At 70.6% G+C, this 22,077-nt stretch carries 25 protein-coding genes and 1 pseudogene; 15 read left to right on the plus strand and 11 right to left on the minus strand.

The genetic code is table 11. From position 1 onward, the window contains the following. Window positions 1–23 precede the first annotated feature (23 nt). The 6 genes from HZS56_RS12460 (at window position 24) to HZS56_RS12485 (ending at window position 4,943) form a co-directional block, all read left to right on the plus strand. Window positions 24–497 carry a pilus assembly protein TadG-related protein gene (locus HZS56_RS12460; RefSeq protein WP_216720795.1) on the plus strand — a complete coding sequence of 158 codons (474 nt, stop codon included), beginning with the start codon at window positions 24–26 and terminating at the stop codon, window positions 495–497. Between the two features lie 82 nt (window positions 498–579). Continuing rightward, on the plus strand, window positions 580–903 hold the full coding sequence (locus tag HZS56_RS12465; RefSeq protein WP_216720747.1) for a hypothetical protein: 324 nt from the start codon (window positions 580–582) through the stop codon (window positions 901–903). Beyond that, complete coding sequence (locus HZS56_RS12470; RefSeq protein WP_216720748.1) at window positions 900–2,324, plus strand: putative T7SS-secreted protein; 1,425 nt, start codon at window positions 900–902, stop codon at window positions 2,322–2,324. The genes HZS56_RS12465 and HZS56_RS12470 overlap by 4 nt, the downstream gene beginning before the upstream one ends. Then, window positions 2,321–3,685: a hypothetical protein gene (locus HZS56_RS12475; RefSeq protein ID WP_216720749.1), complete on the plus strand. Its 1,365-nt coding sequence runs from the start codon at window positions 2,321–2,323 to the stop codon at window positions 3,683–3,685. The genes HZS56_RS12470 and HZS56_RS12475 overlap by 4 nt, the downstream gene beginning before the upstream one ends. Next, window positions 3,682–4,338 (plus strand): hypothetical protein, encoded by a 657-nt coding sequence (locus HZS56_RS12480; protein ID WP_216720750.1) that lies wholly within the window; start codon window positions 3,682–3,684, stop codon window positions 4,336–4,338. The genes HZS56_RS12475 and HZS56_RS12480 overlap by 4 nt, the downstream gene beginning before the upstream one ends. Before the next feature lie 8 nt (window positions 4,339–4,346). After that, window positions 4,347–4,943, plus strand: a complete 597-nt coding sequence (locus HZS56_RS12485) for a hypothetical protein (protein ID WP_216720751.1) — start codon at window positions 4,347–4,349, stop codon at window positions 4,941–4,943. Between the two features lie 20 nt (window positions 4,944–4,963). Here the strand turns inward: HZS56_RS12485 and HZS56_RS12490 are convergent, their stop codons facing one another. The 3 genes from HZS56_RS12490 to HZS56_RS12500 form a co-directional block, all read right to left on the minus strand. Continuing rightward, entirely contained in the window at window positions 4,964–5,317 is a 354-nt protein-coding gene (locus HZS56_RS12490) for a hypothetical protein (RefSeq protein WP_216720752.1), read from the minus strand. 235 nt (window positions 5,318–5,552) lie between these two features. Next, on the minus strand, window positions 5,553–5,897 hold the full coding sequence (locus HZS56_RS12495; protein WP_216720753.1) for a hypothetical protein: 345 nt from the start codon (window positions 5,895–5,897) through the stop codon (window positions 5,553–5,555). Window positions 5,898–6,062: 165 nt separating this feature from the next. Beyond that, entirely contained in the window at window positions 6,063–7,007 is a 945-nt protein-coding gene (locus tag HZS56_RS12500) for a LysR family transcriptional regulator (protein ID WP_216720754.1), read from the minus strand. A gap of 114 nt (window positions 7,008–7,121) precedes the next feature. Between HZS56_RS12500 and HZS56_RS12505 the strand changes: the two genes are divergently transcribed. After that, a complete protein-coding gene (locus HZS56_RS12505) occupies window positions 7,122–7,649 on the plus strand; it encodes a DapH/DapD/GlmU-related protein (protein ID WP_216720796.1) in 528 nt (175 codons plus the stop codon). Window positions 7,650–7,730: 81 nt separating this feature from the next. On the opposite strand, the gene HZS56_RS12510 is transcribed toward HZS56_RS12505, so the two are convergent. Both HZS56_RS12510 and HZS56_RS12515 read right to left on the minus strand, forming a co-directional pair. Next, window positions 7,731–7,922, minus strand: coding sequence for a DUF397 domain-containing protein (locus HZS56_RS12510; RefSeq protein WP_374201133.1), 192 nt, complete (start codon window positions 7,920–7,922; stop codon window positions 7,731–7,733). Between the two features lie 8 nt (window positions 7,923–7,930). Next, entirely contained in the window at window positions 7,931–8,704 is a 774-nt protein-coding gene (locus HZS56_RS12515) for a helix-turn-helix domain-containing protein (protein WP_253914136.1), read from the minus strand. Window positions 8,705–8,998: 294 nt separating this feature from the next. Here HZS56_RS12515 and HZS56_RS12520 point away from each other — a divergent pair, with 294 nt between their 5' ends. Together HZS56_RS12520 and HZS56_RS38165 are read left to right on the plus strand one after the other, a co-directional pair. After that, the gene (locus HZS56_RS12520; protein ID WP_216720756.1) at window positions 8,999–9,430 is read left to right on the plus strand and encodes an ATP-binding protein; all 432 of its coding nucleotides are present in this window, start codon (window positions 8,999–9,001) and stop codon (window positions 9,428–9,430) included. A gap of 8 nt (window positions 9,431–9,438) precedes the next feature. After that, a pseudogene (locus HZS56_RS38165) lies at window positions 9,439–9,648 on the plus strand (hypothetical protein); the annotation flags it as partial. A 31-nt stretch (window positions 9,649–9,679) separates the two neighbouring features. Here HZS56_RS38165 and HZS56_RS12525 read toward each other — a convergent pair. Beyond that, a complete protein-coding gene (locus HZS56_RS12525) occupies window positions 9,680–10,330 on the minus strand; it encodes a hypothetical protein (RefSeq protein WP_253914137.1) in 651 nt (216 codons plus the stop codon). Window positions 10,331–10,535: 205 nt separating this feature from the next. On the opposite strand from HZS56_RS12525, the gene HZS56_RS12530 reads away from it, so the two are divergent. Further along, entirely contained in the window at window positions 10,536–10,790 is a 255-nt protein-coding gene (locus tag HZS56_RS12530; protein WP_216720758.1) for a hypothetical protein, read from the plus strand. Here the strand turns inward: HZS56_RS12530 and HZS56_RS12535 are convergent. From HZS56_RS12535 to HZS56_RS12550, 4 genes are all read right to left on the minus strand, one after another. Further along, a complete protein-coding gene (locus HZS56_RS12535; RefSeq protein ID WP_216720759.1) occupies window positions 10,780–11,874 on the minus strand; it encodes a hypothetical protein in 1,095 nt (364 codons plus the stop codon). The genes HZS56_RS12530 and HZS56_RS12535 overlap by 11 nt on opposite strands. Next, window positions 11,862–12,500, minus strand: a complete 639-nt coding sequence (locus tag HZS56_RS12540) for a hypothetical protein (protein ID WP_216720760.1) — start codon at window positions 12,498–12,500, stop codon at window positions 11,862–11,864. The genes HZS56_RS12535 and HZS56_RS12540 overlap by 13 nt, the downstream gene beginning before the upstream one ends. A 185-nt stretch (window positions 12,501–12,685) precedes the next feature. Then, window positions 12,686–13,345 (minus strand): hypothetical protein, encoded by a 660-nt coding sequence (locus tag HZS56_RS12545; protein ID WP_216720761.1) that lies wholly within the window; start codon window positions 13,343–13,345, stop codon window positions 12,686–12,688. 157 nt (window positions 13,346–13,502) lie between these two features. After that, window positions 13,503–14,135 carry a hypothetical protein gene (locus HZS56_RS12550; protein ID WP_216720762.1) on the minus strand — a complete coding sequence of 211 codons (633 nt, stop codon included), beginning with the start codon at window positions 14,133–14,135 and terminating at the stop codon, window positions 13,503–13,505. 272 nt (window positions 14,136–14,407) lie between these two features. Here HZS56_RS12550 and HZS56_RS12555 point away from each other — a divergent pair, with 272 nt between their 5' ends. From HZS56_RS12555 to HZS56_RS12570, 4 genes are all read left to right on the plus strand, one after another. Then, window positions 14,408–17,476: a bacterial transcriptional activator domain-containing protein gene (locus HZS56_RS12555; protein WP_216720763.1), complete on the plus strand. Its 3,069-nt coding sequence runs from the start codon at window positions 14,408–14,410 to the stop codon at window positions 17,474–17,476. 86 nt (window positions 17,477–17,562) lie between these two features. Continuing rightward, window positions 17,563–18,402 carry a prepilin peptidase gene (locus tag HZS56_RS12560; RefSeq protein ID WP_216720764.1) on the plus strand — a complete coding sequence of 280 codons (840 nt, stop codon included), beginning with the start codon at window positions 17,563–17,565 and terminating at the stop codon, window positions 18,400–18,402. Between the two features lie 78 nt (window positions 18,403–18,480). After that, window positions 18,481–19,680, plus strand: coding sequence for a cyclic dehypoxanthinyl futalosine synthase (gene mqnC / locus HZS56_RS12565; protein ID WP_216720765.1), 1,200 nt, complete (start codon window positions 18,481–18,483; stop codon window positions 19,678–19,680). A gap of 7 nt (window positions 19,681–19,687) precedes the next feature. Beyond that, window positions 19,688–20,287, plus strand: coding sequence for a hypothetical protein (locus tag HZS56_RS12570; RefSeq protein ID WP_216720766.1), 600 nt, complete (start codon window positions 19,688–19,690; stop codon window positions 20,285–20,287). A gap of 76 nt (window positions 20,288–20,363) precedes the next feature. On the opposite strand, the gene HZS56_RS12575 is transcribed toward HZS56_RS12570, so the two are convergent. Continuing rightward, the gene (locus tag HZS56_RS12575) at window positions 20,364–21,392 is read right to left on the minus strand and encodes a chitinase (protein ID WP_216720767.1); all 1,029 of its coding nucleotides are present in this window, start codon (window positions 21,390–21,392) and stop codon (window positions 20,364–20,366) included. A 265-nt stretch (window positions 21,393–21,657) separates the two neighbouring features. Here HZS56_RS12575 and HZS56_RS12580 point away from each other — a divergent pair, with 265 nt between their 5' ends. Beyond that, window positions 21,658–22,062, plus strand: coding sequence for a hypothetical protein (locus HZS56_RS12580; protein ID WP_216720768.1), 405 nt, complete (start codon window positions 21,658–21,660; stop codon window positions 22,060–22,062). Window positions 22,063–22,077: the final 15 nt, after the last annotated feature.

Below are 22,077 nucleotides of genomic sequence, written 5' to 3' on the forward strand. Positions count from 1 at the left end.
TCGCGAGAACGGCCGTGTCCGACGTGCGCACGCTCGTACCCGAGTGGCTCGCGCGCCCGCTCGCCCGCAGGCGCGCGCACCTGGACGACCGCGGTTCGGGCGCCGGCGCGGTCATCGTCTTCGCCCTGGTCTTCCTCTCCCTCTCGGCCTTCGTCATCGACGGCGGCATGTCCATCTCCAAGCGCGAACGCGCCGCCGACATCGCCGAGCAGGCCGCCCGCTACGCCGCCCAGGACATCGACCGCGAGGCCCTCTACGACGACGTCGGCGGCCCCGCCCCCATCAACTACGGGAACTGCGACGCCCGGGTGAAGGCCTTCGCCGCCGAGATGGACATGACCGGCGCCGACATCGCCGCGACCCACTGCGTCGCGGCCGACGCGGCCCAGGTGGAGGTCGAGGTCCAGCTCACGTACTCCCCGGTCTTCACCGGCATGTTCTACGGCGGCGACGTGGTGGTCCACGGCCAGGCGGTGGCGGAGAACGAGGTGGGCTGAGCCCCGGGGACGGGCAGGGCGAGCGAGAGCAGGGAAGAGCGAGAGCAGGGAAGCAGGCAAGGGCCAGAAGGAGGACGCGGTCATGGGGGACCAGGAAGCCGACATAGACCGGATCCGGGAGAGCGCGCGGGCGCTGAAACGCATCCGGGGCACCTTCGCGGAGCGGGCGAACCCGGCCGAGGGGTACGGCGTCGGCGAGATCGGGTCGCAGAAGATCCTCGACGCCTTCGACACGTTCGGCAGCAACTGGAAGATCCACCGCCGGCAGCTGACGGACGAGCTGGAGAAGCTGCACGGAATCACCAAGGCCGCGGCGGACTCGTACGACAAGATCGACCACGAACTCGCCGAAGCGCTCAGACGCGCGGACGAGAAGGGCAAGTCCGGGAAGGGCGGCGGCAAGTGACGCGTCCCGCGAACCACCGCTGGGCGGTGCTCGACGAGAACTCCGACCCGGTGCCCGGCGACCCGGAAGAGGTCGCGAAACTCGGCCGGCAACTGCGCAAGACCGCCGAGGCCATCGAGAAGGAGGCCCGCGAGATCAAGGAGCTGGCCTCCGTCGAGAACTGGAAGGGCAAGGCCGCCACCGAGTTCCGGTCGGCCGCCGAGGGCGCCGGTGACAAGCTCCGCAAGGCGTTCAAGCGGTACGACGAGGCGGCCGACGCGCTCGGAACCCGGGTCGTGGACGGCGTGTGCAGTACCGAGTTCGCCTCGGAACTGCACCGGGCCCAGCAGATGGCCGACAAGGCGCTGACCGACGCGGAAGCCGCCGACGAAGACCTCGGCGCCGCCCAGAAGTCACTGGACGGGCAGCCCGACGACACCCCGAAGGACGACCCGGACACCAAGAAGTACAAGGACCAGAAGGAGACCGCGTCGTCGGCCCTGTCGTCGGCCAAGGACGCGCTCCGGACGGCCAAGGGGATCCGGGACGCCGCAGCGCGCCGGGCGGCCGACGCCATCCACGACGTCATCGAGAACGACGGTCTCAAGGACGGCTGGAAGGACAAGTTCAAGAACTGGGTCCACGAGAACGCGGGCTGGCTCACCCAGATCTCCAAATGGGCGGGGCGCATCGCGCTGTGGGCCGGCGTCGCGGCGCTCGCCCTGGGCTGGATACCCGTCATCGGGCAGGCGATCGCCGCTGTCGCCAACGCGGTCGCCCTGCTCGCCAGTGTCGTCGCCCTCGCCACCGACCTCGTGCTGGCACTCGGCGGCGAGGGCAGCTGGAAGTCGGTGATCCTGGACGCCGTGGGCGTGGCCACCTTCGGCCTCGGGCGGGCTGCGATGGCGGGTGCCAAGGGAGTGGCCGCGGGCAGCAAGGCGCTGGCCCGCAGCAACCTCTACAAGAGCGCCGTCGCGGCGGGAATGAAGACCAACAAGGCCTGGAACCTCGCCAACCGGGGCGCCCAGGGCGCGATCCGGGGCAAGGACGCAGCGAAGGCCATGGCCAACATGCCCAAGGGGAAACTGCCCACCTGGAGCAACATCAAGGAGGGCTTCAGCCCCGTGTCCATGTACCGCGATAGCGTCGACGGCGTGAAGTCCATCAGCAACGCGTTCTCCAAGCAGGGCTGGCGGGAGGGCCTCGGCGGGATGGCGGCGCCCCGTTCGGCGGGCACCCTCGACCCCGACCTGGCGAGGGCCGCCGCCGACCTCGACGGCATCGCGCCCGCCGCGACGCAGATGCCCGCGGTCAGCAACGCGCTGGGCAACTTCTCCGGCCAGACCAACGTCTGGGCCGGTGCCACCGCCACCGGTGTGGCAGCCGGCGCCGAGGGGGCCTACGGGACGGTCACGTCCCTGTACGACGGAGCGACGGGATGACCGCGCGCCTTCCGAGCCCCGCGCACTCCACGCCCCCCACGCCCGCCGAGCCCGCCCTCAGACCGGCCGCTTCGCGCGGCCCCGGTCTCGCACGCTGCCACTCCGCCCGGCTCTCCTGCGAGGACGGCGCCCTGGTCCTGCGTACCCGCCGCCGCACCGTCCGCCACCCGGTGGGCGGCACCGGCATCGCGCGGGCCGTCTTCGTCGACACCCCCGGCGAGGACCGGGAACGCGTGGGCCCGACCCTGCCCGGTTCCTGGGGCGAACTGCAGCTCCAGGACGGCGACGGGGCGCTCATCGGCCGCTTCGACCTCGAGGACTGGCTGCCCGAGTCGCCCGCCCTGCCCAAGCGTTCCGTCCGGGGCGAACAGCTCCTCCATCGGACGGGGGTGTCCCACCTCCTCAAGGCGGCGGGGGTGCCCCTGCACGTCGTGCAGGACAGAAACGATCCGCTGGTGGCCTCGGGCGGCAGAGGCGCCGCGCTCGGGCCGGGCACCGTCTTCCCGTACTGGTACTGGAGCGTCCGCGCCGTCGCCGGGGCGGTGTGGTTCGCGGCGTTCACGGCGGTCCTCTTCTCCGGCACGACGGCGCCCTGGCTCGTCCTGCTCCTGGCGGCCACCGCAGCCGTCGCACCGGTGGCGAGGCTGGCGCTGCGCGCCTGGACCCGGATACGCCTGCGCCGGTACGTCCCCGCCGTGCGCGAGCGCGTCGGCCCGTCCCCCGCGCCCGGCCTCGGCGCCACGGTGCGGTTCTGCCGGGACACCGAACTGCGGGTGCAGGACCGGGACCTCGTCCTGCGGGACCTGGGCGGGCAGGAGTACTGGTTCCCGCTGACCGGCGCGCACGCGGTGACGTCGCTGGTCCGGGTGCGCGACCGCACGGGCGCCGACCTCGGGGTGGAACTCCGGGGCCCGGGGGAGCAGGTGCGGGCCGTCCTGCCCTGGGACCTCTGGTTCGGGGGCGAGACCGGCGCCGACGGCTGGGCACGGCTGCGGGCGGCCACCGGGCTGACTGCGTCCGAACGCCGCCTGACCGGGAAGGCGATCTGGCCGAAGGGCCCGGTGCTTGGCCTGCGTCTGCTCCCCGGGTCGGGCGCGGAGGCCCGCCGCATGTCGCGCTTCCCCGGCACGATCGCCGGGGTGTCCTCCACCGCGATCATGGCCATCGGCTCCGTCTTCTCCGTCATCCAGGGCCTGCGGATCACCGACGAGCACCCGGGCGCCGCACTCGGCGCCGTACTCCTGGGAGCGGTCGGACTGGCCCTCCAGGGCGGCCCCTACACGATCCACCAACTGCGCAGCCGCCTCCACCTCGACCGGCCGCTCCCGGAACGGACGACCTCCAGGAAAGTTGCCGCATGACGCCCACCGAAAGTCCGACACCCACCGAAGGCCCTACGCCTCCTGCCGACTACCGTCTGCTGCTGCCGGAGGGCTGGTTCCGGATCCTGCTCGACCCCGATCAGCGGGAGAGGTCCGTCGACGCGCTGGTGGAGCGCCAGTTCCGCGGCATCGACAACGCCCCGCACCTCAAGGAGGAGCTGCGCGGCGACCTCCGCCGCCGCGCCGCGAAGGCCCACCGCAGCGGCGGCATCGAGCTGTACCTGAGCCTCCAGGCGGTCGGTCCCTTCACCATCCCCGCCTCACTCCTCATCACCCTGGCGCCCCTGCGCCACGCGGAACCGCTCCCGCCGGAGGACCTCGCCCGCGCCCTCGCCGAGGACGCGGGTGACGGGGACGCGGAGACGCCGGCGCCCGAGATCGGCGTCGAGCACCTGGCCGCCGGAACGGCCGTACGGGTGCGCAGACTTGCCCGGCAGCCGGGCGGAAACGGCCCGGACCGCCCGGACGACCCACACGGACCCAACGCCTCCGTCTCGGTGGAGTACCACCTCCCCGTCCCCGGCACGACGGCGTACCTGCTGCTCACCTTCTCCACGCCCCTGGAGCCGATCGCCGACGCGATGGCCGGCCTCTTCGACGCGATCGCCGGCTCGCTGACCTGGACGGAGTGACCACGTACATGACCGCCGACGACGATCTGTCGAACCTCGGCCTGGAGTGCTCGGAGGACTGGGTGCCCTTCCCCGTCGCCGGGACGATCGACCTCGACTACTGGGCCAAGCACCAGGCCGGTGAGCTGGTCGAGCGGTATGCACGCGACGGCGAGAAGGGCAACGCCCGCCTCCTGGCCCGCGACCTCGGACGCGCCGCGGCCGACAGCCGTACCCGCGAACCCCTGGGCGCCTTCGGCTGGTACCTCAGCGGCCACCAGACGGTGGCGGCCGTCCTCGAACTCGACGCGATCCACCCGGACGCCACGTTCCCGGAGGTCACCCTCCCGCTCCTCACCGAGCACATGACGGCGAGGGACTTCGGCGAACCCGACGTCCGCGAGGTCGGGCTTCCGCTGGGCGACGCGGTCCGCATCCGCCAGAACCTCATCGAGGAGAAGAAACGCCTCCTCGGCCCGCGCCCGGTCGTCCACACCCTTTTCTACGCCGTCCGCCCTCCGACCACGGACGCGGCCATCACCCTCCTGGCCTCCTGGACGGAACCGGTCCTGGACGAGCCCCTGGAGAACATCGTGGACACCATCGCGACGACGCTGCACCTGTGACGCCGCCGAGCGAGCCGGAGTCAGAGCTGCTCGCCGTCCGGCGCGTTGCCGTCGGGCTGCATCTTGCGCAGGGCTGCGTCGGCGGTGCCCAACTCCGTGTAGTAGTCCCGGTGCACCTTGTACACGCGATCCAGCTCGAACGTGTGGTACAGGCCCGTCGGTTCGCCGAAGTACAGGTCACGGGGGAGGCGTTGCACGCCGCCGCGGCGAATGACCAGGATCGCGCGGTCGGTGGCCACGAACGTCCACACCCGCAGGGTGAGCACGGACGAACCGCTCTGCGCGATGAAACCCGTCTGGATCGTCTCTCCGGGTTCCAGATGAGGTGCGGCCCGCTTGGCGATCAGCTTGGTCCGTCGTTCCTGGTAGCCCACGGTCTTCCTCCAACGGGGTGCGTGAAAACAGACACAACCGGCTGCCCCTGTGTCGGGGAGCCGCCCCATTGCAGCGGCGACAGGATTGTTCAGCGAGCCCATGGGCGACCGCGAACAACGGCTGCTGGCAGCCCTGGCGCACGGGCCCGCCCCGGGGACACGGATCACCAAGAGCGGAGCACGGCATGCCGGCACGGTAGACACACCCTCCCGGGACCGGTCCCGGCAGAGGGCCCTACGTGTCGCTGCCGCCCTTGCCGCCCTTCCCGCCCCGCTTGTCCTCCGTCTTCACGGCATCGTTGATCTTCTTGGTGAGTTCGTCCTCGAGCTTCTTGAACTCCCGTACGACGGCGTCCGACATGTCGCCGAGGGCGTCGAGCTGCTGGCTGATGTCCTCGCGGCCGTCCTCCCAGTTGGACTCGAAGTCACTGAGGGCGTCGTTGACACTGCCGTCGCCGATGTCGTCCTCGTACGACTCGAAGAGCTTCTTGGTGTGGTTCAGCCGCGTCTTGAGCGACCGCAGCCGGCGCCCGTAGTCCTCCATCTCGGTCAACGGCAGTGCGAGGTCGCTCTTGCCCATGGCCGAAGTCCTCTCTGCGGGTCAGACGATCCAGACGAAACGGAAGGTGCCGGTCACAGCGTCGAAGGTGTCGTGGAACGCCTCGGCGAGATCCAGCACGGGGGCTGGTTCCGGAGACGAGCACGACCTGGCAGGTGGTTCCCCGTACGGGGACGTACGTCCGGGTCAGCACCATACTGGTCGACGGTCTGCCCAGTCCGGTGTCCATACGTCGTGCGGGGTGCGCGGTGCCGTGACGCGCAGATGGTCGCGCAGCGCGGTCAGTACGGGGTGCCGGTCTCCGTCGCGGAACAGCAGCAGGTGCGGGTAGACCGGGGTCGGGTCGCGCAACGGGATGCGTCGTAGGTCGTGGGTGCGGGGCCACACGTACCGGTCCCCGCTGCCGATGAGGGTGGCCGGCGAGGCCGAGTCGGCCAGTGCGTCCATCAGGGCTTCGTCACCGAAGTTGGGACCGAGTGCGTCGATGTTCAGGCCGAAGGCCTCGGACAGGGCCCGGTAGAACGCCGCCCATTCCGTGCCCGGTGTGATCCCGGGGATCCAGATGCGGTGGCCGGCCAGGTCCTCGGGACGGATCCAGGGCGCGTCGGCCAGCGGGTGGCCGGGGCCGGCCAGCAGCTCCAGAGGAGCGTCCAGGAGGCGTTCGGTGCTGAGCCCTGTCGGAACCTGGTCTGCCGGTAGGGCACGGAAGGACGCGTCGATGGTCCCTTCGAGCACCGCCTGGGCGGCCTGGGTGGCGTTCTCCCTGCTCAGGGTGACCGCGTCCAGGTCCGTCCCGGGGCGTGAGCGGTAGAAGCGGTAGACGGCCTGTGCCGGGGCGATGCGCCGGTTGAGGACATCGACGCGCAAGGGACGGCTGCCGGGACGCACGGCCTGCTCGGCCTGTTCGACGGCTGCCAGGACCTTCTTGGCGTGCGGCAGGAGGACCTGGCCGTCCGGACTCGGCCGGGAGCCGCGGGAGGTCCGCACCAGGAGCGTCGCCCCGATGTGCCTTTCCAGGGCCGCGATCCGTTTGGAGACCGCCTGCTGGCTGATCCCCAACTCGTCGGCCGCGGCCTGGAAGTGGCCGGTCCCGGCGACGGCCACGAACGTCCGCAGCGCTTCAACGTCCACCTTCGCAGCCTACGTGCACAACCGTTGGTTGTGAGCGCTGTGGTGCGGGGTTGTTTGATCGAGTGTTCTGCCCGGTGGTCGGATCAGCGCATGTCTACGCGCACAGAGCAGGTCATGTATGTCCGGACGCCCGAGTTCGCGCGTCATGCGGAGCGGATCGTGGAGGTGACCGATGCGACGTCCCGGCTGAACGTGCTTCCGTTCGGCGACAGCGAAGGCCGCGCGGAACTACTCTCCGTTGTGTTCGGTGGTCCGCTGCCGGAGTCGGTGACGATCTATCCGCCGTTCTTCACCGAGTACGGACTGAACACGACGTTCGGGGAGAACGTCTTCGTCAACCAGGGTTGCACCTTCATGGACCGGGGAGGCATCCGTATCGGCGACGGGGTCATGATCGCCCCGAAGGTCAGCCTCATCACCGGGGGCCATCCACTGCCCCTGGCCGAGCGTCGCGAGTACCTCTCCTTCGCCCCGGTCGTCATCGAGAACGACGTCTGGATCGGGACGGCTGCGGTCATCACGCAGGGGGTGACCATCGGTGCCGGTGCGGTGGTCGCCGCGGGCGCGGTGGTCACTCGGGACGTTCCTGCCGGAACGGTGGTCGGGGGTGTGCCCGCCCGAGTGATCAAGACGATCGACTGAGCCGGCCGGGCCGTCGGCCTGGGTGCGCCCCACCTCCAGGGTGCGGTTGGACGCACTTCCTGCCTCAGCGGGGCGCCCTCGTCAGGTGGCGGTCGTCTTGAGTCCCCGGACGAGGGCGCTGAAGGAGCCGGCCGGGACGGTCAGGGTCCCGCGGGACGGGTCCTTGGAGTCGCGTATCGCAACTCGGCTGTGCAGCCGGGCAATCTCGACGCATGTGTTGCCGTCGCCGCCGCCGGAGAACGACGACTTGCGCCAGCACAGCATCTCGGTCACTGCTCGCCTCACAGTTCCTTGGCCAACCGGTGGATGAAGTCCCGTGACGCCGCTGGGCTCAGTGACGCCTTCTCCACCTTACGGAACAGTGTTCGAAGCTGGTTCAGTTGAGGCTCTGCGTCGATGAAGGCAGTCCCGGTAGGAGAGTCGCGGAGTACGGTGTCCAGTTGGGGCACGGGGCCGCATGCCTGCATCATCGAGGCCTCGGCGCCGGCGAACCCGTCCTGGTCGGCCGGGATGACTCGGACCGTGGCGTGACCGTCCTCGCTCCGCGCCAGGATCTGACGGAGCTGAGCCTGAGCTACCGGGCGATCGGCCACACGCACCCGGAGCGCGAACTCGTGAATGATCGTCTCGTACGGCGCCGGGTTGTCGCCCTCGATCACGGAACGCCGCCGCATCCGATGCTCGATTCGGGGGAGCAGCTCGCTGTCGGGCAGCCCCGGCATCATGTACGTGTACACCGCGCGGGCGTAGTCCGTGGTCTGCAGCAGCCCTGGGACGTGTGTGATCACGATCTCCCGCAGGGCCGTTGCATGGTGCTCGACCTCGGCTGTGTCCAGGAACACCGGAGGCAGAACGCCTCGGTACTCCTCCCACCAGCCGCGAGTGCGGTCGGTCGCCATCGCGACCAGCGCGTCGACCAGTCCGTCGTCCGTGCACGCGTAATGAGCCGCGAGACGCCGTACGCGCTTGGCGCTCACTCCGGCGACGCCGGACTCGATCTGGCTGATCTGGACTGAGTCGGCGCCGAGCAGCTCCGCGGCCTCCCTGGCCTTCATGCCCATTGCCTCTCGCAGTCTGCGCAGTTCAGAGCCCAACCGCACCCTGCGTGCCGTGAGGTGCCTCTTCGGCGGCAACTGATTCCTCCTGGGGCCAACGGTCCGCGTCGCGTCGCTCGTTCGGGGCCAGAATACGGCAGGCACTTGCAGTTTCCTAAAACTAGGAAATACCGTCAGTGATGTCGCACGCACTGTGTGACAGCAGCAGTGTCGGAAGAGCACCGCTTCGTCGTGCCTGGAGGAGCGGCGATGCCACCGGCCGGCCAACTCCCCATCACCGAACGGAGTTCACCCATGCCTGACAACGAGTACGCCGACCCTGCGGTCGCGGCACCCTGGGAGTACACCCTCTACATCCCCAACGACCTGCGCGCCGTCACCGTATGCCGCCGTACCCTCCGGCTGATCCTCACCATGCATGGCCTCATTCGCCTTGTGGACACCGCCGAACTGCTCGCGACCGAGTTGGTCGCCAATGCCGTACGTCATACGAAGGGTCCCGCCGCGTTGCGGGTGCGGTGGGCGGCCGGGGTGCTGCGGGTCGGGGCCTGGGACGCCGATCCGGAACCGCCGGAGCCGCCCGGCGACTTCGAGGCGCTCGGTGACGCGGAGGAGGGGCGCGGACTCGCGCTGGTGCGGGCGTGCGCGGACGCCTGGGGCTGGCAGCCGCTGGTCCGGGACGGGAACCGGGGCAAGTATCTGTGGTGTGACCTTGTCGCGGCGTAGCGCGTTGATTGCTTCGTACAGGAGGGAGAGCGCGGGCGTTCCAGAGTGTGCTGCGCGTTCCGTTCCCGGAACCGCGTGACTTCGCGGTCCTGAACACCGATGTCACGGAGATCGAACCCGTCGAGAGACGGGTGGACACGTTGATGCGGGTGGAGACGGACGAGGGGGCGTACCTCCTCGTCATCGAGGCACAGGGGAAGAAGGGCGACGGCAAGCGGCCGCAGGTCGGGGCGATACGGCGAGGGGCGGTTATCCCTTGCATTCCTCCACGCGGCCCTGCACCTCGATCTGCCGCGCCTGCCAGACTTCTGCCGATGTCTCGGAGGGGCTCATCAGCAGGCTGAATCTCTGGTAGCTGTCCAGGTTCTCGTCGGTGTAGCTGACCTTACCGGTCTCGACTTTCTTGCTGTAGAACTTCGCCTGGTTGCGACAGAAGGTGACGAGTGTGGACTTGCCTTCGCCCGCGGATTCGACACTGGCGTCGAAGTACCGGTCGTTTCCGGTGACCGTCCAGCCGTCCTTCACCCAGGCCTCGATCTGCGACTTGGCGTATTTCTGGGCGCCGCCGGTCGAATAGAACTGATACGCCGGGTCGTTCGGATCCTGCTGCGCGATGCCGTGGTCCAGAGCGCGGATATAGTTCGCGGCGTCGTCCAGTGCGGCAGCGGCGTCCGCGTCCGACGGCTTCTCGAAGTCGAAGACCAACTTCAGATCCTTGGGCAGGCTCACGTCCGGGCGGTCCGCTTCGGACTTGCCCGACGCCGATGCCGGTACCGAGGGCGTGGGACTGTGCTTCCCCGCCTCCGCCCCCTTGGGGTCGCCCTGCGACGAGTCGTTGCCTCCCGAGCCGCAGGCGGTCAGGAGCAGGGCCGCTGTTGCGGCGAGAGTGGTGGCGGTCATTGCGGGAGTGCTGCGGGCCACTGGTGTTCCCCCGAGGCGAGGTGTGTGCTACATGGAGCGAAGTTATCAGGGGAACGCAGACGCCTTTGCGCCGGCGTTCGACGCTCACGTGTGCGGTGTGAGATCAGGCAGAGCGGTGATGTCCCGGGGCCCCGTCTGATCGTGCTTACGTGGCCGCCGGGCCAAGGGTCCTTGGAATGAACTGATGTCGGAGATCCGCTACTTCTTCAACAATCCGGTGGCCGAGAAGGTTCGTGAGGAAGGCCGGGTGGAGGGCCGTGAGGAAGGGCGGGCCGAGGATCGGTCCGAGATCACGCTTGAGATTCTTGAGTGGCGCGGTATCCGGGTGTCGGGTGCTGTCCGTGAGCGGGTCCTTGCCTGCACCGACCTGGAGCAGCTCAAGATCTGGTCCCAGCGGGCCATTCATGTCGCTCGGGCGGAAGACCTGTTCAGCGGTTGATGGACTGGATCTCCTGGACGTCCATGTCCTGGGTGGTCTCGAAGGTGCCGTCCGGGAGGTCGCCCCGGGCGTTGCCTGTGCCCTCCCAGGAGACTTTCCAGGTGATCGAGGCCTTCAGCTGGTACGGCTTGCCGCCCGAGGCGCGGAGGTAGCGGATGCCGCAGGGCGGGGTCTCGTCGGACTTGCCCTTCGTGTAGGGCGTGCCGATGGATCCGTCGGCGTTGATCTCGCAGTCGCCGGAGGCGGGGAAGGTCTCGGCGTCGTCCGTGCCGGGTTCGAGGTGGAGGGCGACCGGCTTCGCGGTCGTCTCCGCCCACAGGCCAGTGTTGGGCAGCTCGGCGCGGACCTTGACGTCCTGGAAAGTTTCCTTGTCCAGCCAGACCCAGGTGGGGAGATTCACCGTCGAACGGGCCTCGGGTTTCAGCTCCACCTCCGTCTCCGGGACTTTGACCTTGTCGTAGGCGTACTCGGCGAGTGTTTCAGGGGTGGGACTGTTCGGATCGTCCGGCAGCTGGCCGGCGTCGACCCAGAACATGATGCGTCCACAGTCCCAGGAATCGGGGTCGGAGCTGTCGGGAGCCACACCGCGCCAGAAGTAGCCGTCCTTGCCGAGGTTGTAGTTCTTGTATCCGTCGGCAGAGCTGTTGGTGGGCGCGTGCAAATCGAAGTTGTCCGACGGTTTCTCGTCGCGGTAGTGGTTGGTCCACAGTTCCTCGCCCCACCACGACTGGTGAATACCGACGTCTCCCCCGCCGTCCGTCTCCACGAACTTCTTGAGTTGGGCGGGGGTGAAGGCGGGCTCGTACCAGCAGGCCGGAGGTTTCCAGTTGGGATCGACGGTGCCGAGGTTGCCCTGCTTGCCCTTGCCGTCCCCACCGCTCAAGTATGTGACCTTGATGTGGGACACCGAGGCCGACAGTGTTCCGTCGCCGGTGGCGTTGCCGCTCGGTTCGTCGGCGGGTGGCACCGTGGTGTTGTCCTCCGGGCCCGCGGCATACGCCGTGCCGACGGGCCCCAGGACGGCTGTCATGGCCAGGAGGGACGCCAGGCGCAGTGCCAGAGGCCTCGGCGTCATCGCTTGCATTCCTTCACACGCCCCTGCACCTCGATCTGCAGAACCTTCCAGATTTTCTGGGAGGCCTGCGGAGGCTTCATCAGGAGACGGAACTCTTGATAGTCGTCGAGGCTCGGCTCGGTGTGCTTGACCTTCTCCGTATCGACGTTCTTTCCGAAGAATTCACTCTGGTCCCGGCACATTGTGACGAGCACGCCGCCGGAGTCGCTGACGTCGTCGGTCCGGGACTTGTAGTAGCTGTCCGTGCCGGTGGCGGTCCATTTGTCGTCCACCCAGGCCTGGATCTGTGTTCTGGCGTACCTGGTGGCATTGCCGAGCGAGTAGAACTGGTAGGCCGGGTCGTCCGGATCCTGAGCGGTGATGCCGTGGTTCAGAGCCAGGATGTAGTTCTTCGCGTTGTCGAGAGCCGCCGCGTGGCGGTCTTCGGACGGCTGTGAGACGTCGAACTCGACCTTGAGGTCGGTCGGCAGGCTCAGGTCCGGTCGGTCGTCCGCCCCCGACGCCGACTCCGAAGCCGAAGGGCTGCTCGCCCCCGTCTCCGCCCCCTTGATGTCGTCCTGCGACGAGTCGTCGCCTCCCGAGCCGCAGGCGGTCAGGAGCAGGGCCGCCGTTGCGGTGAAAGTGACGGTGGTCATGGCGAGGGCACTGCGGGCCACTGGTGTTCCCCCCGGGGTGCGGCGTGTGCGACAGGGAACGAAGTTATCAGGGGTGCGTGCAGGCGCTCTGACCGGTTTTCGGGGATTGTGTGCGGGGTGTGAAGGGGGGGGCGAGGGCGGTCGTCAGTGAGGTGGCGGTCACGGGCAGCCCCTGCGCCAAGTCCTCACTTCGCGCAGTCGCCCCTCTCCGAGCGGACGGAGTCGTTCTGCCACACGCCTTGGCTGCTCTTGCGGAGCGTGACCCGGTAATACACCTGGGGGTCCATGCCCTCGGGGTTTCCCTCGACCTTGCCGGTCTCACGGTGCTTCGTGTAGGCCTCGCTCTCGTCGGTGCAGTAGCCGAGGGACGCCGTCCTGCCGTCGTGGAGGAGGGTCACCTTCGGGTCGAAGACCGGGAGCTTGCCGACGACGCTCACGTTCTTGTCCGTGTACGACTTGATCCACTTCTTACTCTGCGACCGCCCGGAACCCGTGTCGTAGAAGGCGACGGACTCGCTGTCGGGGTCGTCGGCGATGATCGCGGCGTATCCCGCCCGCAGCTCTTCCCTGGCGTCCTCGAGCACGGACTGCTGCTCGGCGTCGCTGCTCTTCCAGTCCTCGAAGGTCAGGCGAAAGCTACTGGGAAGCTTGATCACCGGACGATCGGCGCCGTGGCGTGATGAGGGGCTCGGCGATTCCGAAGCCGAAGGGCTGCTCGTCTCCGTCTCCGCCCCCTTGGGGTCGCCCTGCGACGAGTCGTCGCCTCCCGAGCCGCAGGCGGTCAGGAGCAGGGCCGCTGTTGCGGTGAGGGTGGCGGCGGTGGTGGTGAGGGTGTTGCGGGCCACTGGTGTCCCCCGGAGTGCAGCGTGTGCAAGAGGGAACGAAGTTATCAGGGGCGGGTGCAGGGGTTCTGGCGGGCTTTCGGGGGTCCCGTGGGGCGCGAAGGGGGTGGGTGACAGGGGCGGGTGACGGAGGAAAGGTGTTTCGGACGACGGGAGGCGGTCAGCTCCGGCAGGCGGCGGCCTTCCCCTCGACGGTGATCTGTTGGGCGCGCCACACGGGCGAGTCCTCCTGGGGTGCCATGAGGAGACTGAACTTCTGGTAACTGGCCAGGCTTTCCTCGGTTCGGTGGACCTTGCCGGTCGTCACTTCCTTGCCGTAGGCCCGGGACTGGTCCTCGCAGAAAGTGACGACGATCGACTCCCCCTCGCCCGCGGGGCTGGTTCCGGCCTGGTAGTACCGGTCCTCGCCCGTCAGGGTCCAGCCGCCGTCCACGTACTCCTGAATCTGCGACTCGGCGTAGCGAGCGGCGCCGGCTGCGGAGTAGAAGCCGTACGCGGGGTCCTTCGGATCCTGCTCGGTGATGCCGTGGTTCAGCGCTCTGATGTAGTTCGCGGCGTCGTCCAGCGCGGCAGCGGAGTCCGCGTCCGACGGTTCCTCGAAGTCGAAGACCAGCTTGAGGTCCTCGGGCAGGCCGACGTCCGGCCGGTTCACGTCGGCCGCACGCGGCGGCGAGGGCGAAGACGACGGGCCGCTCGCTCCCTCGGTGTCGCCTCCTGAGCCGCAGGCGGTCAGGAGCAGGGCCGCTGTTGCGGTGAGGGTGGCGGCGGTGGTGGTGAGGGTGTTGCGGGCCACTGGTGTTCCCCCGGGTGCGGCGTGTGCGACAGGGAACGAAGTTATCAGGGGCGGGTGCAGGGGTTCTGGCCGGCTTTCGGCGGCCGCGCGGGGCCGCGAAGGGGTGGATGACAGGGGTGGCTAAAGGGGGCGAAACGGGCGCCTGTTGTGAGATGGCCGTTCTCGGGCCTTCGCCGCTGTCGGTCGGAGTCCATAAGATCTCTGTAGGCTCAGCACACCCCTCATACCGGACGCCTCCGGCCTCTGCCGCCCACTACCCAGGACTCCACGCCATGCCGCGACGCCGTACATCAAGCTCCTCCAGCTCGACGGCTCCCTCGGCTCCTTCGGCAGCGCCCTCCGCATCCTCGGGTTCCCCGGCGCCGAGGAACCGCACGCCTCAGCCCGTGCGGGTGCGGCGGCGGTCGTTCGGGGACTTCGTCAAGGCGTTCTTCGCCTTCGTCGCGCTGGCGGGGCTGGTCGTGGGGGTGCCGCTCGCGCTGGCCATGCAGGTCGGCTGGCCGCTGCCCGGCGGTGCGCCCAGTCTCGACTGGCTGCAGCGTGAGATCACCGTGCAGACCTTCCTGCACATCCTGACCGTCATCGTCTGGCTCGCGTGGGCGCAGTTCACCGCCTGTGTGCTCGTGGAGGTCAAGGCCGCGCTGTCCGGCGCCGGCGTGCCGGGGCGGGTGCCCGGGTCCGGGCCCAGTCAGCTGCTGGCCCGGCAGCTCGTCGCCGCGCTGCTGCTCTTCGGCGCCACCGCCGCGAGCCTCACGCCGGGGCTGTCGCAGCTCGGGCAGGGCCTGGAGGGGAATCAGCAGCCGGCCGTCGCCGCCGCGCAGCAGACGCCGGGGCTCTTCGCCCAGCAGCAGGAGCAGGCCGCCGCCACGGCGAGTGCCCTCGCGGAGCAGGCCGGACAGGCGGGGCAGGCCGCGGCGCGGGCCGACGGCGGCGGCTCCGCGGCGCACGGGGACACGAAGTACTACCGGATCCAGCCGCCGGAGGGACGCCACCACGATTCGCTGTGGGAGGTGGCCGAACGGCACCTCGGGGACGGGCGGCGGTACAAGGAGATCTTCGAGCTCAACAAGGACCGGGTGCAGCCCGACGGGTCCAGGCTGTCCGAGGCCTCGCTCATCCGGCCGGGCTGGATCATGGAGATGCCCGGTGACGCGCGCGGTGGCGAGCTCGTCGAGATGCCGGACGAGGCACCCGACGTCTCCGAGCAGGTGCAGCAGCAGATCAGTGACTACGCCCGGAGCGGGGGCCATGCCGGCAGTGGCAGCGGCAGCGGCAGCGGGAGTGGTGGGGGTGCTGGGGACGCGCGCGTGTCCGTACCCGAGCAGCGGCCTGCGCCCATGCCTGCGACGCCCGCCGCGCCTGCTACGCCGGCCGCTCCTGCCACGTCCGCGTCTCCCGCTGCCGACGCCGGGCAGTCGTTCGGGCTGCCCGAGGCGCTCCTCGCCGCGCCCCTCCTCGCCGCCGGGCTCCTCGGCGCCCTCGGCCGCAGGCGACGGCAGGCGTTGTGGCAGTCGGCGCTCGGGGCCGTCGGCGGGCGGCGCGGCATGGAGCCGCCCACGCCGACCGGTGACGCCCAGGACGTGCAGGACGCGCTGCTCGTCGGCGCCGACCCCGACGGCGTACGCCTGCTGGACCGTTCGCTGCGCGGGCTGGCCGCGTCGCTCGCCGGCGAGTCGCGCGCGCTGCCCGTGGTCTACGCGGCCTGGATGAGCGGCAACGGCGACCTGCACCTCCAGCTCGCCCAGCCCGCCGGGAAGCCGCCCGCGCCCTGGCAGCTCGGGCAGGACCAGACGTTCTGGATGCTGACCCGCGCCGACGCCGAGCGGTACGAGGACGCGGAGACGGCCGCGCCGTACCCGGGGCTCGTCAGTCTCGGCACCATGGACGACTCCCGGCTGCTGCTCAACCTGGAGGCCGTGCCCGGCATCGTCTCGCTCAGCGGCACCGAGGCCGACCGGGCCGCCGTGTTCGCGTCGGTCGCCGCCGAACTGGCCACCAACGGCTGGTCGGACCGGATGACCATCACCCTCGTCGGGTTCGGCGACGACCTCACGCCGCTCGCGCCCAACCGGATCCGCCATCTCGACGGGTTCGAGGACCTCTTCGAGACCATGTCCGCCGAGACCCGGCAGCGGCGCGGCGCGCTCGGCGCCGCCGGGCACGACTCCGTGCTCACCGGCCGCACCGGGCCCGCCCAGCACACGCGCTGGGCCCCGCACCTCGTCCTGCTCGCCGCCCAGCCGTCCGACGAGGAGGCGCTGCGGCTCGCCGAACTCGCCGCCGACGCCGGCCGGCTCGGCATCGGCTACCTCGTGGGGACCGGGAGTGCGGACCTGCCCGGTGCCGCCTGGGAGCTGGAGATCACCGGGCAGGGGCGGCTGCTCGCGCCGCTGCTCGGTCTCGAGCTGGACGCGCAACTGCTGCCGGTCGCCCAGCAGCGGGCCGTCGTCCGGCTGTTCAGCGACGCCGATCCCGGGCACGGGCCCGACGGCTCCGGGGACTTCGGCGGGTCCGGCGGATCCGGCGGGTCCGCCAACAGGCCGCCGTTCCTCGTCGACATCAGCGAGCAGGGGCGGCCCGCGGTGTACGCCCGGCTCGTCGGGTCGTACGAGATCATCGGGCTGGACGCGCCCGAAAGCGACCGCAGCGCCCAGCTCCACGAGGCGCTCGCGCTGCTCCTGCTGCACCGCGAGGGCGTCCACCCGCGCGTGCTCTCCTCCGCGCTGTGGCCGCGCGGCGTCACCGAGGACGTACGCGACGCGCTCCTCGACCGGCTGCGGACCTGGCTCGGCACCGACCCCGACGGCGGCGCCCGGCTGCGCACCGACGACGCGGGTCGGCTCACCCTCGCCAAGTCCGTCGTCTCCGACCTCGACGTACTGCGCTCCCTCTACCACGAGGCCACACAGGGCCGGGGCGCCGGCAGCCGCCAGGTGCGCGGCCGGCTGCTCACCGACGCGCTGGTGCTGGTGCGCGGGCCGCTCCTCGCCGACCGGCCCGAGGGCCGCTACCGCTGGCTCACCCACGAGATCGTCGACGCCCAGCTCCCGCTCCTCGTCGCGGACACCGGGCTGGCACTCTGCGAGTTCCACCTGGAGAAGAACCGTGCGGAGAAGGCCATCGAGGCGCTGAACGCGGCCCTGCGCACCGCCCCCGCCGACGAGCGCCTGTGGCACGAGCTGCTGCGCGCCACGCACGCCACCGAGGACACCGACCGGCTGCGTGCTCTCGCCGCCGACCTCATCGGCCGCAGTGGCGCGCGCGGTCTGCCGCCGCGCACCGAGGCGCTGCTCGACGAACTCCTGCCGGCCTGGCGCGACGGCGCCGCGGCAACGGGCTGAGCCCCGGGCCGCCGGATGGGTCCGGAGACGGGGCCAGGGATGGGTCTGGGCATGGGCTGGGCATGGGTCTGAGGATGGGGCCAGGGATGAGTCTGGGGACGGGTTTCGTGACGAGTCTCGGAGAGGGGCTCGGGGTGGACTTCGACCTGCTGGCCGTTCTCGTCGCCGCGCTCTGGGGCGTGGCGGCGGGCGCGCTGCTGCCCCGCGCCGTGTACCGGTTCTCCGCCCCGTCCGGAGAGGCGTGGCGCGAGCGGTGCCCGCGGGAGCATCAGGTGCGCGGCTGGCTCGGGCCGGCCCGCTGCGGGCAGTGCGCCGACGGGGAGAGCGGGGAGAGCGGGGAGAACGGGGAGAACGGGGAGAGCGGGGGGCGCGGGCAGGGCGCGTACGGTCCCGGTGCCGGTCTCCTCGCCGCCGTCACCGCCGTCGTCTGCGTCGCCCTGGCCGCCGCCACCGGGGCCCGGCCCGAGGTCGCCGTCTGGCTGCTCCTCGCCCCGGTCGGCGTACTCCTCGCCGCCGTCGACCTGCGGGTACGGCGACTGCCCGACCCCCTCACCCTCCCGCTCGCCGGGGCCGCGCTCCTCCTGCTCGGGCTCGTCGCGCTCGTACCCGAGCACGCGGGGGAGTGGACCACCGCCCTGCTGGGCTCCCTCGCCCTCGGCGCCGGCTACCTCGTGCTGTTCCTCATCAACCCGGCCGGCATGGGCTTCGGCGACGTGAAGCTGGCCCTCACCGCCGGCGCCGTCCTCGGCTGGTACGGCTGGCCCACGCTGATGCTGGGCACCTTCGCCGGGTTCCTGCTCGGCGCGTTGTACGGCGGTGCCCTCCTCGTCACCCGGCGGGCGGGGCGCAAGACGGCCATCCCGTTCGGGCCGTTCCTCATCGCGGGCGCCTTCCTCGGCGTCCTGGTCGGCGCCTTCGCGGCCTGACCACGAGGGGGCGAAAGGCCTGGCGTACCCTGGGCAGGTCTGTCCACAACCCTTACGAACCTTGCGAAAGGGAAGCCGGTGACCGAGAAGGCCGACCTTCAGCCCATCCTCGACCGCGCCGCCGCCGGTGGGCGGATCACCCCCGAAGAGGCGCTCGACCTCTACCGCGACGCCCCGCTGCACGCGCTGGGCGCCGCCGCCGACGCCGTACGCAGGCGCAGGTACGCCGGTACCGAGCACATCGCCACGTACATCATCGAGCGCAACATCAACTACACGAACGTGTGCGTCACGGCGTGCAAGTTCTGTGCCTTCTACGCGGCCCCCAAGGACACCAAAAAGGGCTGGACCCGCGAACTCGACGACATCCTGCGCCGCTGCGCGGAGACGATCGAGCTGGGCGGCACGCAGATCATGTTCCAGGGCGGCCACCACCCGGACTACGGCGTGGAGTACTACGAGAAGCACTTCGCCGCCATCAAGAAGGAGTTCCCCGAACTCGTCATCCACAGCCTGGGGGCGAGCGAGGTCGAGCACATGGCGCGGATCTCCAAGGTGTCGGTCGAGGAGGCCATCACCCGCATCCACGCCGCCGGGCTCGACTCCTTCGCCGGTGCCGGTGCCGAGCTGCTGCCCGAGCGGCCCCGCAAGGCGATCGCGCCGCTGAAGGAGTCCGGCGAGCGGTGGCTGGAGATCATGGAGATCGCGCACAACCTGGGCGTGGAGTCGACGTCCACCATGCTCATGGGCACCGGCGAGACCAACGCCGAGCGCATCGAGCACCTGCGGATGATCCGGGACGTGCAGGACCGCACCGGCGGCTTCCGCGCCTTCATCCCGTACACCTACCAGCCCGAGAACAACCACCTGAAGGGCCGTACGCAGGCCACGCTCTTCGAGTACCTGCGGATGATCGCCATCGCGCGGGTGTTCATGGACAACGTCGCGCACATCCAGGGGTCGTGGCTGACCACGGGCAAGGAGGTCGGGCAGCTCTCCCTGCACTACGGCGCCGACGACCTCGGTTCGATCATGCTGGAGGAGAACGTCGTCTCCTCCGCGGGCGCCAAGCACCGGTCCAACCGGCTGGAGATCATCGACCTGATCAGGAAGGCGGGGCGGGTGCCCGCGCAGCGGGCCACCACGTACGAGCACCTCGTCGTGCACGACGACCCGGCGAACGACCCCGTCGACGAGCGCGTCGTCTCGCACATCTCGTCCACGGCGATCGAGGGCGGCACGGCGCACCCCGAGCTGAAGCTGCTCGCCTCCAACTGAAGCTGCCGTGCTGACGATCCACGTTGCCGAAGCCTCGCCGGAGGCGGCCGTCGCGGTCGACGGCGCGCAGCTCGCCGCCGTCGGACCGTACGAGGGGCTGGCCGCCGGCCACCCGCGGGCGCGGGTGCGCCGGTGGCCCGGCATCCTGACGCCCGGACTGCTCAACCCGTACGGCCCGGAACTGCTGGAGCAGGCGTACCACCCCGACCCGCGCGAAGCGGACCGGCTGGGCACCGAGCCGCTCTTCGGGGAGCGCGCGCTCGCCCTCCTCGGTGCGAACCCGTCCGCGCGGGGCGGCAGCGCCCGCCGAGGGGTGCAGCGGATGCTGGCCCACGGCACGGTCGCCGTCGCCGGAGAACTACGGGGCCGCGCGGTCCTCGACGCGGTGCGGGGAGCGGGGCTCGCCCTGGCGGCGCGTCCGGCCGGGCTGCCCGGGCCCGCGTCCTTCTCGCCGGTGCCGCTGGTGCTGCTTCCCGCACTCGCTCCCGGGAAGCCCGCCCGGTTCGCGGTGTTCGACGTACCCGACCGGGCCGCGCTCGTGCGGGACGGCGCGGCCACGTGCGTGGCCACCGTCGTGGGCGGCCGCCTGGTCTACCGGGGGCGCTGAACGCGCGGTCCACGGGCGCGGTCCGACCGGTCCACGTGGTCTACGTGGCCTACGTGGCCTACGTGGTCTACGTGGTCTACGTACCGAACGCCGTCCCGAACTCCCCGTCCTCCTGCTCCACGCCGCTGCACGTGGTGAGCGCGTCGGTGGCCGGCGCGTCGTCGGCGCACTGCGTGTCCCGGAAGGCCGCCCACACCGACACCCAGCCGATCCCCTTCTCCTCGGCGAAGGCGCGGACCTCGGCCGCGTCGTCGAGGGTGAACGTCTCACCGGCGACGTCGTTGACGCCCAGCATCGAGGTGAGCGCCATGCCCCGCCACGCGTCCGCGTCGGACGTCCCGAAGACCTCCCTGAGCTGCGTGTGCGCGGCCTTCGCCGAGGTGAGGGCGTACTCGCCCATGTCGCCGGTGTAGGACTCGCCGTAGTTCATCGTCATGAGGTTGACCGTGGCGACCCGTACGGCATGGTCGTTGGCGGACGCCAGCAGCGCCAGGCTGTCCGAGTCCAGGCCGGAAGGCATCACCGGCAGGGTGAACGAGACCTCCAGGTCGCTCCGCTCCTCCTGGAGCAGCGCGATCGCCTCCGAGCGCAGGGCGCGGGAGTCCGCGTCGGCCAGTTCGTCGCCCTCGACGTCGAAGTCCGCCTGCGTGGAGCCGGCGGCGTCCAGCGCCGTGCCGTACGCCGCCGCCAGCTCCGAGGCGCTGTCGCAGGCCGCCGCCAGCTCCGTGCCGGAGGCGCCGCCGAAGGAGACGCGGACCGTGGCGCCGGACTCCTTCAGCTTCCCGACGCGGGAGGCGACGGAGGTGTCGTCGACGTCCTGGGTGCCGTTCCAGCGCGGGGCGCAGTCGTCGCCGGAGGAGATGACGAAGGCGAGGTTGTACGTCGCCGGGGAGCCCGCCGTGTCGTTGGCGGAGGCGGTGGTGGCGCTGACGTAGGGGGCGTAGGCGGTGGCCGACGACGCGCCCGTCGATCCCCCCGACGACTCGGCCGGTGCCGTCGGAGCCGCGTCGGCGGTGCCTGCGGGGTCGTCCTGTCCGGCGCAGCCCGCCGTGGCCAGCGCGAGCAGCAGGGCGCACCCGGCCGCCGCCTTCCGGTGAGCCCTCATGTGCGTACGCTCCCGATCCTGTCGGCGTCTGTGTTCGACATCTGTGTTCGCCGTTCGTGTTCGGCGTTCGTGTTCGGCGTTGTTCGGCGTTGTTCGGCGTCTGTGTTCGGACGAGTGAGCCTGGCACGCGTTTCTGGGTCTTCGCTGAGGAAAGGAGGCGTATCGGCCCTGTCTGCCAGGAAACGCACAGGACAGACCGGTTTTCACCGGGACCTCTCAACAAGCTCCCAGTTCACGACAGGAAAGTCTCCTTAACGTCCGGGGCATGCAATCCGAGCCCGCCATCGCCTCCCGCGCCACCGCGCGCGGTCGCCGTCGCAAACGCGGCAAGGGGTCCGCCGAAGGCCCCGTGTTCGTCGACAGCTCCGGACGCCGTGCGCGGCTGCTCCGCCGGCTCGGACTCCTCGTGGGTGCCGTCTGCGTCGGCTACGCGGCCGTCCTGGGCCTCGCCTTCATGGGCGTCGGCATCTCGGTCAACCCCTCCTCGCTGCTGCCCTTCGGCGCCGGCGGCGACGGACCGGGCGGTCCGGGCGGTCCAGGCGGTGCGGGGGGTTCGGGTCCGGGCGGTGGCGCGGGGCCGCAGGGCGGTGTCGCTCCCACTGGCTCTCCACCGAGCGCCGGTCCCTCCGCTTCTCCCAGCGCGGTCCCCAGCGCCGCCTCCACCGACTGACCGGACGCCCCCACC

The organism is Streptomyces mayonensis, from assembly GCF_018982965.1.
In the GTDB taxonomy this organism is placed as follows: Bacteria; Actinomycetota; Actinomycetes; order Streptomycetales; family Streptomycetaceae; genus Streptomyces; species Streptomyces mayonensis.

Bases quoted from the DNA above. Each gene is read 5' to 3' on its own strand.
- HZS56_RS12465 (WP_216720747.1), top strand. From the start codon at position 580: ATGGGGGACCAGGAAGCCGACATAGACCGGATCCGGGAGAGCGCGCGG.
- HZS56_RS12475 (WP_216720749.1), top strand. From the start codon at position 2,321: ATGACCGCGCGCCTTCCGAGCCCCGCGCACTCCACGCCCCCCACGCCC.
- HZS56_RS12480 (WP_216720750.1), top strand. From the start codon at position 3,682: ATGACGCCCACCGAAAGTCCGACACCCACCGAAGGCCCTACGCCTCCT.
- HZS56_RS12485 (WP_216720751.1), top strand. From the start codon at position 4,347: ATGACCGCCGACGACGATCTGTCGAACCTCGGCCTGGAGTGCTCGGAG.
- HZS56_RS12495 (WP_216720753.1), bottom strand. From the start codon at position 5,897: ATGGGCAAGAGCGACCTCGCACTGCCGTTGACCGAGATGGAGGACTAC.
- HZS56_RS12505 (WP_216720796.1), top strand. From the start codon at position 7,122: ATGTATGTCCGGACGCCCGAGTTCGCGCGTCATGCGGAGCGGATCGTG.
- HZS56_RS12515 (WP_253914136.1), bottom strand. From the start codon at position 8,704: ATGAAGGCCAGGGAGGCCGCGGAGCTGCTCGGCGCCGACTCAGTCCAG.
- HZS56_RS12520 (WP_216720756.1), top strand. From the start codon at position 8,999: ATGCCTGACAACGAGTACGCCGACCCTGCGGTCGCGGCACCCTGGGAG.
- HZS56_RS12525 (WP_253914137.1), bottom strand. From the start codon at position 10,330: ATGACCGCCACCACTCTCGCCGCAACAGCGGCCCTGCTCCTGACCGCC.
- HZS56_RS12530 (WP_216720758.1), top strand. From the start codon at position 10,536: ATGTCGGAGATCCGCTACTTCTTCAACAATCCGGTGGCCGAGAAGGTT.
- HZS56_RS12535 (WP_216720759.1), bottom strand. From the start codon at position 11,874: ATGCAAGCGATGACGCCGAGGCCTCTGGCACTGCGCCTGGCGTCCCTC.
- HZS56_RS12540 (WP_216720760.1), bottom strand. From the start codon at position 12,500: ATGACCACCGTCACTTTCACCGCAACGGCGGCCCTGCTCCTGACCGCC.
- HZS56_RS12555 (WP_216720763.1), top strand. From the start codon at position 14,408: ATGCCGCGACGCCGTACATCAAGCTCCTCCAGCTCGACGGCTCCCTCG.
- HZS56_RS12560 (WP_216720764.1), top strand. From the start codon at position 17,563: ATGAGTCTGGGGACGGGTTTCGTGACGAGTCTCGGAGAGGGGCTCGGG.
- HZS56_RS12575 (WP_216720767.1), bottom strand. From the start codon at position 21,392: ATGAGGGCTCACCGGAAGGCGGCGGCCGGGTGCGCCCTGCTGCTCGCG.
- HZS56_RS12580 (WP_216720768.1), top strand. From the start codon at position 21,658: ATGCAATCCGAGCCCGCCATCGCCTCCCGCGCCACCGCGCGCGGTCGC.